12 protein-coding genes are annotated in these 14,117 nt (G+C 67.2%); 7 read left to right on the plus strand and 5 right to left on the minus strand.

All coding sequences use genetic code 11. From position 1 onward, the window contains the following. Positions 1-7: 7 nt before the first annotated feature. The 3 genes from catA to P0M04_RS19640 are packed head-to-tail and all read right to left on the minus strand — an operon-like array spanning position 8 to position 2,371. The gene (gene catA, locus P0M04_RS19630; RefSeq protein ID WP_259447433.1) at positions 8-928 is read right to left on the minus strand and encodes a catechol 1,2-dioxygenase; all 921 of its coding nucleotides are present in this window, start codon (positions 926-928) and stop codon (positions 8-10) included. Positions 929-953: 25 nt separating this feature from the next. Beyond that, complete coding sequence (gene catC, locus P0M04_RS19635; RefSeq protein ID WP_259447432.1) at positions 954-1,244, minus strand: muconolactone Delta-isomerase; 291 nt, start codon at positions 1,242-1,244, stop codon at positions 954-956. A 17-nt stretch (positions 1,245-1,261) separates the two neighbouring features. Continuing rightward, a complete protein-coding gene (locus P0M04_RS19640) occupies positions 1,262-2,371 on the minus strand; it encodes a muconate/chloromuconate family cycloisomerase (RefSeq protein ID WP_259447431.1) in 1,110 nt (369 codons plus the stop codon). 103 nt (positions 2,372-2,474) lie between these two features. Between P0M04_RS19640 and P0M04_RS19645 the strand changes: the two genes are divergently transcribed. Further along, positions 2,475-3,389 carry a LysR family transcriptional regulator gene (locus P0M04_RS19645; protein WP_105375701.1) on the plus strand — a complete coding sequence of 305 codons (915 nt, stop codon included), beginning with the start codon at positions 2,475-2,477 and terminating at the stop codon, positions 3,387-3,389. Between the two features lie 2 nt (positions 3,390-3,391). Then, positions 3,392-4,273, plus strand: a complete 882-nt coding sequence (gene yddG / locus P0M04_RS19650) for an aromatic amino acid DMT transporter YddG (protein ID WP_281042048.1) — start codon at positions 3,392-3,394, stop codon at positions 4,271-4,273. On the opposite strand, the gene P0M04_RS19655 is transcribed toward yddG, so the two are convergent. Then, positions 4,270-5,190, minus strand: a complete 921-nt coding sequence (locus P0M04_RS19655) for a LysR family transcriptional regulator (protein WP_259447430.1) — start codon at positions 5,188-5,190, stop codon at positions 4,270-4,272. The genes yddG and P0M04_RS19655 overlap by 4 nt on opposite strands. 120 nt (positions 5,191-5,310) lie before the next feature. Between P0M04_RS19655 and P0M04_RS19660 the strand changes: the two genes are divergently transcribed. From P0M04_RS19660 to P0M04_RS19675, 4 genes are all read left to right on the plus strand, one after another. Continuing rightward, positions 5,311-6,399 carry a tartrate dehydrogenase gene (locus P0M04_RS19660; protein WP_259447429.1) on the plus strand — a complete coding sequence of 363 codons (1,089 nt, stop codon included), beginning with the start codon at positions 5,311-5,313 and terminating at the stop codon, positions 6,397-6,399. Between the two features lie 65 nt (positions 6,400-6,464). Further along, entirely contained in the window at positions 6,465-7,796 is a 1,332-nt protein-coding gene (locus P0M04_RS19665; protein WP_259447428.1) for a dicarboxylate/amino acid:cation symporter, read from the plus strand. Next, entirely contained in the window at positions 7,793-9,076 is a 1,284-nt protein-coding gene (locus tag P0M04_RS19670; RefSeq protein ID WP_259447427.1) for a glycerate kinase type-2 family protein, read from the plus strand. The genes P0M04_RS19665 and P0M04_RS19670 overlap by 4 nt, the downstream gene beginning before the upstream one ends. Positions 9,077-9,139: 63 nt before the next feature. After that, complete coding sequence (locus P0M04_RS19675) at positions 9,140-10,744, plus strand: L,D-transpeptidase family protein (protein WP_259447426.1); 1,605 nt, start codon at positions 9,140-9,142, stop codon at positions 10,742-10,744. Here P0M04_RS19675 and P0M04_RS19680 read toward each other — a convergent pair. Beyond that, entirely contained in the window at positions 10,707-12,593 is a 1,887-nt protein-coding gene (locus tag P0M04_RS19680) for an NPCBM/NEW2 domain-containing protein (protein WP_259447425.1), read from the minus strand. The two genes, P0M04_RS19675 and P0M04_RS19680, sit on opposite strands and share 38 nt — an antisense overlap. 145 nt (positions 12,594-12,738) lie before the next feature. Between P0M04_RS19680 and paeA the strand changes: the two genes are divergently transcribed. Beyond that, entirely contained in the window at positions 12,739-14,073 is a 1,335-nt protein-coding gene (gene paeA / locus P0M04_RS19685) for a polyamine export protein PaeA (protein ID WP_259447424.1), read from the plus strand. Positions 14,074-14,117: the final 44 nt, after the last annotated feature.

Here is a 14,117-nt window from a genome sequence, read left to right on the forward strand (position 1 = left end):
CGTGTCCTCAGGCGGCGGCGCGCGGACGGTCGACCAGCGTGGTCGGCGCGGCGGCGGTCTCGTGGTACAGGTGGAAGTCGAAGTCGATCGACGCGAACGGCTTGTCGACACGTTTGGCGTCCAATTGCGCCGGGTCGTCGATGCGGTTCACGGCCGGCACCAGGCCCGGGCGGCTGGCGAACGCGAAGTCGTCCCACAGGTACTCGTCGCCGTCGATGTTGATCTGCGTGGTCAGCTTGCGATGATCCGGGGCGCTGACGAAGAAGTGGATGTGCGCGGGGCGTTGGCCGTGGCGGCCCAGCAGGTTCAGGAGCTGCTGCGTCGTGCCGTCCGGCGGGCAGCCATAGCCGACCGGGATAATGCTGCGGAACTGGTAGCGGCCCTGGTCGTCCGTCACGATGGTGCGGCGCAGGTTGAACGGCGACTGCGTCTGGTCGAAGAACGAGTAGTTGCCCGTCAGGTTCGCGTGCCACACCTCGACCTTCGCGCCCGGCAGCGGCTTGCCGTCCTGGTCGAACACGGTGCCCTGCATGAACAGGACCTCGCCCTTGTCCGCCTCCGTGCCGTCATCCAGGCGGGCGAAGCCGACGCTTTCCGGCGCGCCGGCCACGTACAGCGGACCCTCGATCGTGCGCGGCGTGCCGCCTTCCAGGCCGGCCTTCTGCTCCGCCTCGTCGGCGCGGATGTCGAGGAAGCGTTCCAGGCCCAGGCCCGCGGCCAGCAGGCCCAGTTCGTTGGCGGCGCCCGCGGCCGACATGTAGGCCACGCCGTGCCAGAATTCCGTCGGGGTGATGTCGAGGTCCTCGATCGTCTTGCACAGGTCGCCCAGCAGGCGCAGCACCACCTGCTGCACGCGCGGGTCGGCGGGGCGGTCGGCGGCGTCCACGACCCAGCTGTGGGCCAGTCGTTCGATGTCTGCGTGGTTCATTTCAGGTCTCCTTTTATGGTTGGGGTCAGAAGTCGCCGTCACGGACGGACGAGGGATGGCGGCACAGCGGCATCACGTCGATGTGCATGTACGGGAACAGGGGCAGGGACGTCAGCAGCGTGTGCAGCTCGTCGACGCTGTCGACGTCGAAGATGCTGACGTTGGCGTACTGCCCGGCGATGCGCCACAGGTGGCGCCACTTGCCCTCGCGCTGCAGGCGCTGGGCGAGATCCTTTTCGGTCTGCTTGAGCGTCGCGGCTTCCTCAAGCGGCATCGACGCGGGCAGGTTGACGTTCATTCGGACGTGGAACAGCATGGTGGTCTCCTGTGTCGTTATTTGCGTTGCAGGCTGCGCAGCCTGTCGGTGTCGATCTCGACGCCGAGACCGGGGCCGGTCGGCACCTGCAGTTCGAAGTCGCGGTACACGAGCGGTTCGCGCAGCACTTCCTCGGTCAGCAGCAGGGGACCGAACAGTTCCGTGTCCCATTCGAGCTCCGCGAACGTCGCGCAGACGTGCGCGGTGGCCGCGGTGCCGATGCCGCCTTCGAGCATCGTGCCGCCGTACAGGCCGATGCCGGCGAGCCGGGCTACGGTCGCCACTTCCAGCGCCGCGAACAGGCCGCCGGACTGCGCGATCTTGACGGCGTAGACGTCGGCGGCGTCCGAGCGGGCCAGCGTGAGTGCATCGACCGGACCGTGCAGCGCCTCGTCGGCCATGATCGCGACGTCGAAACGGCGCGTGAGGCGGCCCAGCATCGCCGTGTGATGGGCTTTCACGGGCTGCTCGACCAGGTCGATGCCGCCGGCTTCCAGTTGCGCGATGCCGCGCACCGCATCAAGCTCGCTCCAGGCCTGGTTGACGTCGACGCGCACGCTGGCGCGGTCGCCCAGCGCGCGCTTGATCGCCAGCACGTGGGCGACGTCGGCATCCACGCTGCGCAGGCCGATCTTCAGCTTGAAGATGCGGTGGCGGCGGATCTCCAGCATGTGTTCCGCTTCCGCGATGTCCTTCGCTGTGTCGCCGCTGGCCAGCGTCCAGGCCACGGGCAGCGCGTCGCGCACGCGGCCGCCCAGCAGGTCGGACAGCGGTACGCCCAGGCGGCGCGCATGCGCATCCAGCAGCGCCGTCTCCAGCGCGCACTTGGCGAAGCGGTTGCCCTGGATGGCCTTGCGCACCTTCGCCATCGCCTTCGCGGGCTGGGCGGCGTCCATGCCGAGCAGCAGCGGGGCGATGTGGGTGTCGATATTGGCCCTGATGCTTTCCGGGCTCTCTTCGCCGTAGGCCAGGCCGCCGATTGTGGTGGCCTCGCCCCAGCCGGTCATGCCGTCGGCGCAACGCACCCGGACGAGCACAAGGGTCTGCGTGTTCATCGTCGCGACGGAGAGCTTGTGCGGCCGGATCGTCGGCACGTCGAGCAGGAAGGTTTCGATATGTTGAATCATATTATTTGCGTATAATTCGCTGAGGTGAAGACACGATATTCCCGGAAATGAGGGGCGTCCAACACCGTTTTGGTATGGTTTCAATACCCTATAGGTATCGATAATGGAATTAAGGCACCTGCGCTACTTCGTCGCGGTCGCGGAAGAACGGAATTTCACGCGCGCCGCCGAGCGCCTGCACATCGCCCAGCCGCCGCTGAGCCGGCAGATCCAGCAACTGGAGGAAGACCTGGGCGTGACCCTGATCGAAAAGGGCGTGAGGCCGCTGCGCCTGACGGAAGCCGGCGCCTTTTTCCTGGCGCATGCGAAGCCGCTGCTCGACCAGGTGCGCGACCTGCGCACGATGACGCAGCGCGTGGGCAAGCTGGAACGGACGCTGTCCGTCGGCTTCGTCGCCTCGACCTTGTACGGCCTGCTGCCGGACATCATCCGCCGCTACCGCGACAACCATCCCGAGGTCGAAGTGACCCTGCACGAGATGACGACGGTGGAACAGCTCAAGGCGTTGAAGGAAGGGCGCATCGACGTGGGGTTCGGGCGCCTGAAGAGCGAGGACACGAGCATCCGCCGTATCCTGCTGCGCGAGGAGCCGATGGTGGTGGCGCTGTTCCCCGGCCACCGCCTCGCGGAGAAAGAGGGCAACCTGCGCCTGACGGACCTGATCCACGAGGCGCTGCTCGTGTATCCGAAGGCGCCGCGGCCGAGCTTTGCCGACCAGGTGCTGGCCGCGTTCCGCGAAGCGAACCTGACGCCGGACCACGTGACGGAAGTGCGCGAACTGCAGATCGCGATGGGCCTCGTGGCGGCCGGGCAGGGCATCGCGGTCGTGCCGGAGAGCGTGCAGGGCATGCATCACCGGCACGTCGTATACCGGCGCATCGAGGACAAGCATGCCGTCTCGCCGATCTTCTTCAGCGTGCGCCACATGGACCGCTCGCCCGAGCTGGAAGGCATGCTGGCCGCCGTGTATTCGGTCTACGACGACCTGGGCATCCCGCACGTCAAGGAAGCGTTATAGGCATGCACAAGGCCACCCTGGTCGGCTTGACGGCCATCCTGCTGTGGAGCGCCATCGTCGGCCTGATCCGCAGCGTCAGCGTCCACCTGGGTCCCACGGGCGGGGCGGCGCTGATGTACAGCGTGGCGTCGGTGTTCCTGCTGCTGTCAGTGGGACAGGCGCGCCTGCCGCGCTGCTACCTGGTCTGGGGCAGCCTGCTGTTCGTGACGTATGAACTGTGCCTGTCGCTGTCGATCGGCTACGCCGACACGGCGCGGCAGGCCATCGAGGTCGGGATGGTCAACTACCTGTGGCCGACATTCACCATCGTGGCAAGCATCCTGTTCAACCGGCAGAAGGCCAACTTCCTCATCGTGCCGGGGTTCGTGCTGTCCATCGTCGGCATCTGCTGGGTGCTGGGCGGCGCGCAGGGCGTCGATCCGGCCGGCATGCTGCGCAACGTGCGCGCCAACCCGCTCAGCTATGGCCTGGCCTTCGCCGGCGCCGTCATCTGGGCCGCGTACTGCGTCGTGACGGCGCGGATCGCGGAAGGGAAAAATGGCGTCACCTTGTTCTTCATCCTCGTGTCCGCGACGCTGTGGATCAAGTACCTGCTGGAGGGCGGCGGTCGCATGGATTTCAGTATCGAGGCCGTCGTCTACCTGCTGCTGGCCGCGGGCGCCATGGGCTTCGGCTACGGCGCGTGGAACATCGGCATCCTGCACGGGAACGTGACGGTCCTGGCAGGGGCGTCGTACTTCATCCCCGTGCTGTCGGCGGCGCTGTCGTCCTTTCTGCTGCGCGCGCCGCTGTCGCCCGCGTTCTGGCAGGGCGCGGCGATGGTGTGCGGCGGCGCGATCCTGTGCTGGCTGGCGACGCGCGCCAGGCAGGGTGACGCCCGCTAGCGATCCTGCGCAAAGCGCTCGAACGCCTGCGTCAAAAAGGCGATGAGCGTACGCACGCGCGACGACTGGTGCTGGTGCTGCGGGTAGACCGCGTAGATGTCGGCGTCCGGCGTGCGGTACTGCGGCAGGATCTGGACGAGGCGTCCGCTGTCGAGATAGCGCTCGACGTCCCACTCCGCCCGCATCAGGATGCCGTGGCCGTCGAGCGCCCAGTTGACGGCGATCTCGCCATCGTTCGTCGTCAGATTGCCGCGTACCTTCACCAGTTCGCCGGCATCGTCCACCCGGTCCTTGTACAGGCGCCACGTGCCGTAGGCCTCGTCGCCCTGGCGGATGCAGATGCAGTTGTGGCGCACCAGTTCCGCCGGCGTCGACGGTTCGCCATGCGTCGCGATGTACTTCGGCGACGCGCAGAGCAGGCGGCGGTTGTTCGCCAGCTTCTTCGCGATGACGCGCGTGTCGCCCGGCTCGCCGAAGCGGATGCAGACGTCGAACTGGTCCTCCGTCAGCGGTGGCGGCTTGACCGACAGCTGCAACTGCACGTCGACTTCCGGGTAGCGCAGCACGTATTGCGAAATGGCGGGCGCGATGTGCAGTCTGCCGAAACCCAGCGTGGCGTTCACGCGCAGCTGGCCCTTCGGCTGGCCCTTCGATGCGCTCAGCATCTGGTCCAGGTCGGCAATCTCGCCGAGGATGCGGCGGCCGTGCTCAAGCAGCAGGTCGCCGTCCGGCGTGAGGCTCATGCGGCGCGTCGTCCGGTTCACCAGCGGCACGCCGAGCCGCGCTTCCATCTGCGACAGCCGCTTGCTAACGGCCGCCGGCGTGATGCCGAGTTCGCGCGCTGCGCCGCTCAGGCTGCCGTTGGTGGCCAGTGCCACGAAAAAGCCCAGTTCGGCCGGTTGCAACCCCGTAGTCATATCATTTTTATCATGTCATTTTTAATTTCAAGTTAAAGCCGGATTAAGTTTAGCCACCATTTTTGCGCCCGTCCACCGCTTACAGTCGCTCCATCGTTACCCAGACAGGAGAGAGGAACCATGAAGACGTATCAGATCGCAACCATTCCCGGCGACGGCATCGGCAAGGAAGTGGTGCCCGCAGGGCGCCAGGTGCTCGAAGCGCTGGCCGCCGGCAGCAGCCGTTTCAACTTCGCGTTCGAGGATTTCGACTGGGGCGGCGACTACTACCGCCGCCACGGCGTGATGATGCCGGCCGATGGCCTCGACGCCCTGCGCGACAAGGATGCGATCCTGTTCGGCTCCGCCGGCGACCCGGATATCCCCGACCACATCACGCTGTGGGGCCTGCGCCTCAAGATCTGCCAGGGTTTCGACCAGTACGCCAACGTGCGCCCGACGCGCATCCTGCCCGGGATCGATGGCCCGCTGAAGCGCTGCGCGCCGCAAGACCTGAACTGGGTCATCGTACGCGAGAACTCGGAAGGCGAGTACTCGGGCGTGGGCGGCCGCGTGCACCAGGGCCACCCGATCGAAGCTGCGACGGACGTCAGCATGATGACGCGCGTCGGCGTCGAGCGCATCCTCCGGTTTGCGTTCAAGCTGGCCCAGTCGCGGCCGCGCAAGCAGCTGACCGTCATCACCAAGAGCAATGCGCAACGCCATGCGATGGTGATGTGGGACGAGGTCGCGGTCCAGGTGGCGAGCGAATTTCCGGACGTGAAGTGGGACAAGGAACTCGTCGACGCGGCGACGGCACGCATGGTCAACCGTCCCGCCACGCTCGACACGATCGTCGCGACCAACCTGCACGCCGACATCCTCTCCGACCTGGCCGCCGCGCTGGCCGGCAGCCTCGGGATTGCGCCGACCGGGAACATCGATCCGGAGCGCCGCTTTCCGTCGATGTTCGAACCGATCCACGGCTCCGCGTTCGACATCATGGGCAAAGGCCTCGCCAACCCGATCGGCACGTTCTGGTCGGTCGTGATGCTGCTCGAGCACCTTGGCGAGACGGACGCTGCGCAGCAGCTGATGCGCGCCATCGAAAGCGCCACCGCCACGCCGTCGCTGCACACCCGCGACCTGGGCGGCACGGCGACGACGGCGGACGTCACGCAGGCCGTGTGCCGCATCCTGGCCGCCGGCCAGGAACGCGCGGCCGCCTGATTCCGTTCACGGCCCCGACCGGCCGCCAAGAGCCGGGGACCGAAGCAGCATAACCAGGAGACATCATGATCAAGCGTTTGTTTGGAAGGCTCTACGTCCAGGTACTGGTCGGGGTCGTGGCGGGCGGGTTGCTGGGGTATTTCCATCCCGCCCTCGGCACCGACCTGAAGCCGCTGGGTGATCTGTTCATCCGGCTCATCAAGATGGTGTTCGCACCGGTCATCTTCGCGATGGTCGTACTGGGCATCGCGAAGATGGAAAGCATGAAGGAACTGGGCCGCGTGGGCGCGCGCGCCCTGATCTATTTCGAGGTCATGTCGACGTTTGCGCTGCTGATCGGGCTCGTCGTCGTGAACCTGCTCCACCCCGGCGTCGGCATGAACGTCGATCCGGCCACCCTCGACGGCAAGAGCATCCACACCTACACGGCGGCGGCCCAGAAATCGGCCGGCGTCGTCGACTTCCTGCTGAACATGGTCCCGACCAGCGCCATCGACGCGCTGGCGAAGAACGACATCCTGCAGATCCTCGTGTTCGGCACGCTGTTCGGCATCGCGCTGTCGCGCATGGGCCGCCACGCGAAGCCGGTCGTCGACATGCTCGATGCCTTCAGCAGCGGCATGTTCATCGTGCTTGCGATGATCATGCGGATCGCGCCGCTCGCCGCATTCGGCGCCATCGCGTTTACGGTCGGGAAGTACGGGCTCGGCACGCTGCTGTCGCTCGGCCAGCTGATGGGCGCCATGTACCTGACATGCGCGATGTTCGTGGTCGTGGTCCTCGGTGCGATCGCGCGCGTGTCCGGTTTCAGCCTGTGGAAATTCCTGCGCTTCATCGGCGACGAAATCTTCACGGTGCTCGGCACCAGCTCGTCCGAATCGGTCGTGCCGCAACTGATGCGCAAGCTGGAGTATCTGGGCGTGTCCCGGCCGGTCGTCGGCCTCGTCGTGCCGGCGGGCGTCACGTTCAATCCCGACGGCCAGTGCATCTATTACACGATGGCCGCGATCTTCATCGCCCAGGCCACCAACACGCCGCTGACGCTCGTCGACCAGTTCGTCGTGCTGGGCGTGCTGATGATCACCTCGAAAGGTTCGGCCGGCGTCACCGGCTCCGGCTTCATCACGCTGGCGGCCACACTCGCATCGATGGGCAAGATCCCCGTCGCCGGCATGGTGCTGCTGCTGGGCGTGGACCGCTTCATGTCCGAGGCGCGGGCCATCACCAACACGATCGGCAATGCCGTGGGCACCGTCGTGATCGGACGCTGGGTCGGTGCGGTCGACCGTGACCGGATGCGGCGCATCCTCGACGGCGAACACGTCGACCATGTCCCGGCGCCGGAAAGCGATCCGGTCGCCGTCCCCTTGATGAAGCACCAGAAAGCATCGGCATGAACAACGAGACCATCAACGGACGCAAGCTGCTTGAAGCGCTGTTCAAGGCCGCCATCGCGGCGGCGCAACCGGAACACTGCGTCCCGCCGCACCTGCCGCCGGCGCCACGCGGCCGGCTTGTCGTGATCGGCGCCGGCAAGGCATCGGCGGCGATGGCGCGCGCGGTGGAGCGGCATTATCCCGGACCTTTGGCCGGGCTCGTGGTGACGCGCTATGGCTATGCGGTGCCTTGCGAACGCATCGAGATCGTCGAGGCCGCGCACCCGGTGCCCGACGCGGCGGGATTCCACGCAGCCGGGCGCATGCTCGACCTGGTACGTGGGCTGGATGCGGACGACACGGTGCTGTGCCTGATCTCCGGCGGCGGTTCATCTCTGCTGCCGCTGCCGCTGCCCGGTATCTCGCTGGAAGACAAGCAGGCCGTCAACCGTGCGTTGCTCGCGTCGGGCGCCAGTATCGGCGAGATGAATTGCGTGCGGCGCCACCTGTCGGCCATCAAGGGCGGACGGCTGGCGGCTGCCTGCCACCCGGCGCACGTCGTGACCCTGCTCGTGTCGGACGTGCCGGGCGACGACCCGTGCAACATCGCGTCCGGCCCGACCGTCGCCGACCCGAGCACCTGCGCCGACGCGCTGGCCATCGTGCGCCGCTACGGCATCGACCTTCCGCCGCACGTGAACACGGTGCTGGAAAGCGGGGCAGGGGAATCCGTCAAGCCGGGCGACCCGCGCCTGGCCGGCCACGAGGTGCGGCTGGTGGCGACGCCGCAGATGGCGCTCGACGCGGTGGCCCGCGTGGCCCGGGAAGCGGGGATAGCCGCGCACATCCTCGGCGACAGCATCGAGGGCGAAGCGCGCGACGTCGGCAAGGTCATGGCCGGCATGGCGCTGCAGGTGGCACGCCACGAACAGCCGTTCGCCGCGCCCTGCGTGCTGCTGTCGGGCGGCGAGACGACGGTGACGGTGCGCGGCGACGGACGCGGTGGCCGCAATGTCGAATTCCTGCTGGCGGCCGCCATCGCGTTGCGGGGCGAGTCTGGCGTGCACGGACTCGCGGGCGACACGGATGGCGTCGACGGCCAGGACGAGATCGCGGGCGGTTATTTTTCGCCCACGACCCTGGCGCGGGCGTTCGGGCTGGGCATTCTTCCGCTGCACAGCCTCGACCGCAATGACGGCCACGGCTTTTTCCAGGCGCTGGGCGATGCCGTCGTGACCGGTCCGACGCTCACCAATGTCAATGACTTCCGCGCGATCCTCGTGACCAATCGTACGCGCTGATGTTACGTGTTGCGGGTATGATGCTCATCGGTAATGTATCGTTGCCGAAGTCCGAAAGCATCCATGAAGTCCAGCCTGAAAATCGGCGCCGCGCTCGTGTTCTGCGCGGCCGCCCTCGTACCCCGTTTCACCTTCGCCCAGTCCATCCCCGCGGCCATCCGTGCGCAGGCTGCGCCGTTGCCCGGTCCCTACGACGAACGCGGCTGGCTCGACCGCTTCTACGCGCCGCGCAAGCATGCGCCCGCGTGGAACCCGCAGACCGCAGCCGCCGCGCTGTGGGTGCTGCGCCAGGCGCCGGTCCAAGGTCTCGACCCGCAGGACTACGGGGCCGATGAACTGCAGCAGCAACTGCGATCCGGTCATGCCGATCCGGCCAAATTCGATGTCGCCCTGACTGCCGCGATGCTGCACTACCTGGCCGATTTGCGCGTGGGCCGCGTGCGTTCCGAATACCATTCCGGCAAGTCCGACGCGCGCCTGAAGCGCTACGACCCGGTCGAGCGCCTGCGCGCGGGGCTTGCGGCCGGCAAGCTGCGCGACGCGGTGCAGGCGGCCGAGCCGCAGCTGCCGCTGTACGCGCAGGTCAAGGCGGCGCTGGCGCATTACCGCGAGCTGGCGAAGCAGCCGTATCCGGCGCTGCTCGTGCCGCAGGCGAAGGTCAAGCCGGGCGGGGCGTACCCCGATGCGCAGGCGCTGTTCGAGCGCCTCGTGCTGCTGGGCGATCTGCCGGCCGATGCGCCGGCGCCCGCCGAAGGGATCTATGGCGACAAGCTGGAAGAGGGCGTGCGGCACTTCCAGTCCCGCCACGGGCTGGAGGAAGACGGTGTGCTGGGCCGCGGCACGGTCAATGCGCTCAACGTGCCGCCCGCGCAGCGCGTGCGCCAGCTGGAACTGACGCTGGAGCGCTTGCGCTGGCTGCCGGATTTCGGTCCCGGCCCGCTGATCGTCGTCGACCTGCCTGCCTACCGCCTGTGGGCACTGCAGAACGGCAGCACGGAGCCGCCGCTCGAGATGCGGGTCGTCGTCGGCTCCGCCGTCAAGACGGAAACGCCGCTGTTCGTCGGGCAGATGCGCTACCTCGAATTCAACCCGTACTGGAACGTCCCGCGCAGCATCCTGGACAAGGAGATCCTGCCGAAGCTCGCGCGCAATCCCGCGTACCTGAAGCAGCATGACATGGAGACGGTGCCGCCCAATGCGAGCGTGGCGGACCTGAAGGCGGGCCGGGCGCGCGTGCGCCAGCGCCCGGGTGCGAAGAATTCGCTGGGGCCGATCAAGTTCGCGATGCCGAACCCGATGGATATCTATCTGCACTCGACGTCGGCGCGCGAGCTGTTCGAACGCAGCCGGCGCGACCTGTCGCACGGCTGCATCCGCGTCGAGCATCCGGCCGCGCTGGCGCAGTACGTGCTCGGCGGGCAGCGCCAGTGGAGCGCGGATGCGATCCAGGAGGCGCTGCAGCCGGGGCCGACGAAGCACGTCGACCTGCCGCGTTCGATTCCCGTCGTGCTGTTCTACGCGACCGCCATCGCCGACGGCGAGGGCGGTGCGCGCTTCGCCGCGGACATCTACGGCCGCGACGTCAGGCTGGAGCAGGAGCTGGCGGCACGCCGCAGCAGCCCCGCACTCGTCAGCGCGCCCGGGTCAGCGCCGCGTCACCCCAGGTGACCGGCAGCTGCTCGTTGGCGCCGCCCGTGCTCTTCGCCACCAGTTCGATCAGCTTGACGCCGCCGACGTCGACGCTCAGCGCCTGCGCCGGCTGGCCCCAGCGCAGGGCCTTGCTCTTCGCCAGCAGCTTGCCGTCGCCGTAGACGAGGAAGGTCACGCCGTGCGTGCGGTCCTGCGCGGAATCGTCGACGCCGACCTTGGTCTCCAGGCGGCGGTAGTCGTGGTTGCGCACTTCCAGGCGCGAGTTGGCCAGGATGCCGATGCCGGCGTCGTAGCGCTTGCCCGCGATCTGCAGCCACTGGCCGTAGGGCGTGCTGTCCGCGCGCGCGCCGCCGAAGCCGGCGTACATCGGACGTTCACCGCCGCCCTTGGTGCCGCTCCAGCCGAACGACGAACGGAACACGGTCGGATCCGCCGTCGGCTTCGTCACGCCGTCGACGGCCGGGTTCACGCTGCCCGGCTGCTCCGACAGGTACAGGCCGTCCGCCAGCGCGCGCGCGCCCTGGACGCGGAAGATGCGCGTCTCGCGCGGCGCGACCTTCACCTTGGTCTCGTTCGTGAACGAGGTTGCTTCCTTCGACCAGAGATCGGTCAGCGTGATCTTGCCGTCCTTGCGGAGCTTGAGGTGGTCGGCCGTGAGGTCGGCGTCGATGGCTGCGATGCCGCGGTTGAAGATGGCGACGGCCTTGTCGCCCGACGCGAGCGTCTTGACGAGGATTTGCACGTCGTCGGCGTCGTACGCGAGCACGGCCTGGTTGCCGGCGGGGTCCTGGTTCAGCGCGATGATGTCGGCGTTGCCGAAGATGTCCATCAGCGCCTGCGGCGTCGTGCGCAGGTCGGCGCCCGTAAACAGCGGCGAATTCAGCATGGCCCACAGCGCGAAGTGCGACTTCGCCTCCGTGATGTGGTTCGCATCGAAATCGCCCGAACCGATGAACAGCATGTCCGGGTCGTTCCAGCTGCCCGGATGGCCGTACAGCTCGCGCCGCGCCGCGCTGTCGTAGTTGCTCAGCAGGCGGGGCCAGTTCGGACGGATGTCGTCGCTCGTGCGCGAGATGTTGCCGAAGTTTTTGCCCCACGCGCGCACGTCGGCGGAACCCCAGACGCACAGCGACAGCATGTAGTCGCCGTCCGGATTGTTGCGTTTCAGCGCCTCGTTGATCTGCGTGAATTCGGCCTGCACGGCCGGGATGTCCGAGCGGGCGACGGATTCCAGGTCCAGCACCGGCTTCAGCGCCCGATAGTCGCCCGTCTTGACTTTCGGGCTGTCCGCGCCGTACGCGCGCAGGCCGCAGCCGTCGACCTTGATGAAGTCGAAGCCCCAGTCGCGGAAGAACAGGGTGATGTCCTGGTCGATGTGGCCGTACAGGCCCACTTCGCGTTCCAGCACGCTGCCCTTCGGCAGGTTGGGGTCGTCGCCGCCGTACGCCTGAGAACAGGTGTTGCGGCCCAGGTCCGAGTAGATGCCGGCCTTCAGGCCCATCGCGTGGATCTTGTCGGTGAACGGACGGAACCCGCCGTTCGCCGTGGACGGGAAGCGGTCGGGACGCGCGATCAGGCGGCCGTCCGGCTGGTTGCGGCGCAGCGCCCAGCCGTCGTCGATGTTGACGTAGCGGTAGCCTTTGGCCGCGAGTCCACTGTCCACGAGGCGCTGGGCCGCGCCGAGGATCTTCGCTTCGTCGATGTCGGTGCCGAACGCGTTCCAGCTGCTCCAGCCCATCGGCGGCGTGGCCGCGTGGCCGGCGGTATAGGCGCTCCACCGCGCCGTCGGGGCGAGGGGATCGGTGGCCGCGTGAGACAGGGTCGCCGCGAACAACAGGGGAATCAGGGCCAGGCGAGGCTTTTGCATCGGGATTTCCAGTATGAGGTGTGGACGTAATAGCAGATTATGCAAAGCGCGGGGCGGTTCGACAATTACTAAATATGCCATCCGCTATATCAAATTGAGCTGGCTTACGCCTATGTTAAAGTGACATCATTATTCCGGGTGCTCCATGAATCTGTTCGAACATCTGGCCTTGCTGGCCGTCCTCGTGCTGGCCGCCGGTTTCCTGTCCCTGAGCGAAATCGCGCTGGCCGCCGCACGCAAGATCAAGCTGAAACTGCTGGCCGAGGCCGGCGACGAGCGGGCGCGCAAGGTGATGGCGCTGCAGGCGCAATCGGCCGACTTCTTCGCGGCGTCGCAGATCGGCCTGAACGCGATCGCCATCCTGGGCGGCATCCTCGGGGAGGGCGCGCTGCGGCCGTTTTTCCTGGAGTGGCTGGCGCTCTTCTACGACGGGCCGGGCCGCGACAACCTCGCGTTCGCGCTGTCGTTCGTGTTCGTCACCACGCTGTTCGTGCTGTTCGCCGACCTGATGCCCAAGCGCCTCGCGATGATCGCGCCGGAGAGCACGGCGATGGCCGTCGTGCGGCCGGTGCTGGTCGTCATCCGCGTGTTCAAGCCGCTGGCCTGGGCGCTGAACAGGGTGGCGAACATGCTGTTCCGCGTGTTCGGCGTCGACACGACGCGCGAGGACCGCATCACCTTCGACGAGATCTCGGCCGTCGTGGAAGCGGGCGCGCAGGCCGGCGTGCTGCAGAAGCAGGAGCAGCACTTCATCGAGAACGTGTTCGAGCTGGAATCGCGCGCCGTCACGTCGACGATGACCACGCGGGAAAACGTCGTGTTCTTCACGCTGAACGAATCCGAGGACAGCATCCGCCAGAAGATCGCCACGCACGCGCTGTCGAAATTCCCCGTGTGCGACGGCGTGATCGACAAGGTGATCGGCTACGTGGACACGCGCGACATCCTCGTGCAGCTGCTGAACCGGCAGTCCCGGTTCCAGCTGAACGAATCGAGCATCCGCACGGTCCTGATCATTCCCGATGCGCTGACCCTGTCCGAGCTGCTCGATCGCTTCCGCGCCACGAAGGAGACGTTCGCCGTCGTCATCAACGAGTACGCGTTCGTCGTCGGCGTCGTCACGCTCAGCGACATCATGGTGACCGTCATGGGCAAATGGGGCACGCCGCTGGAAGCGGACCAGCAGGCCATGCAGCGCGAGGACGGCTCATGGCTGATCGACGGCAGCACGCCGGTGGCGGACATGAAGCGCGTGCTGGAACTGGACGCGCTGCCCGAGGAAGACCACTACGAGACGGCGGCGGGCTTCATGATGTACATGCTGCGCAAGGTGCCCAAGCCGACGGACAGCGTCGAATACGAGGGCATGCGCTTCGAAGTGCTCGACGTCGACCACTACCGCATCGACCAGCTGCTCGTGAAGCGCATCGGCGCGCGCGGCGCGCAGTCCGCGGCGCAGGCCGATACGCTGGAAGGCTAGGCCAGCACCAGCACCCCTCCGGTACTGCCTTTTTCCTTGAATTC

Origin of the sequence: Telluria mixta (assembly GCF_029223865.1) — a bacterium.
In the GTDB taxonomy this organism is placed as follows: domain Bacteria; phylum Pseudomonadota; class Gammaproteobacteria; order Burkholderiales; family Burkholderiaceae_D; genus Telluria; species Telluria mixta.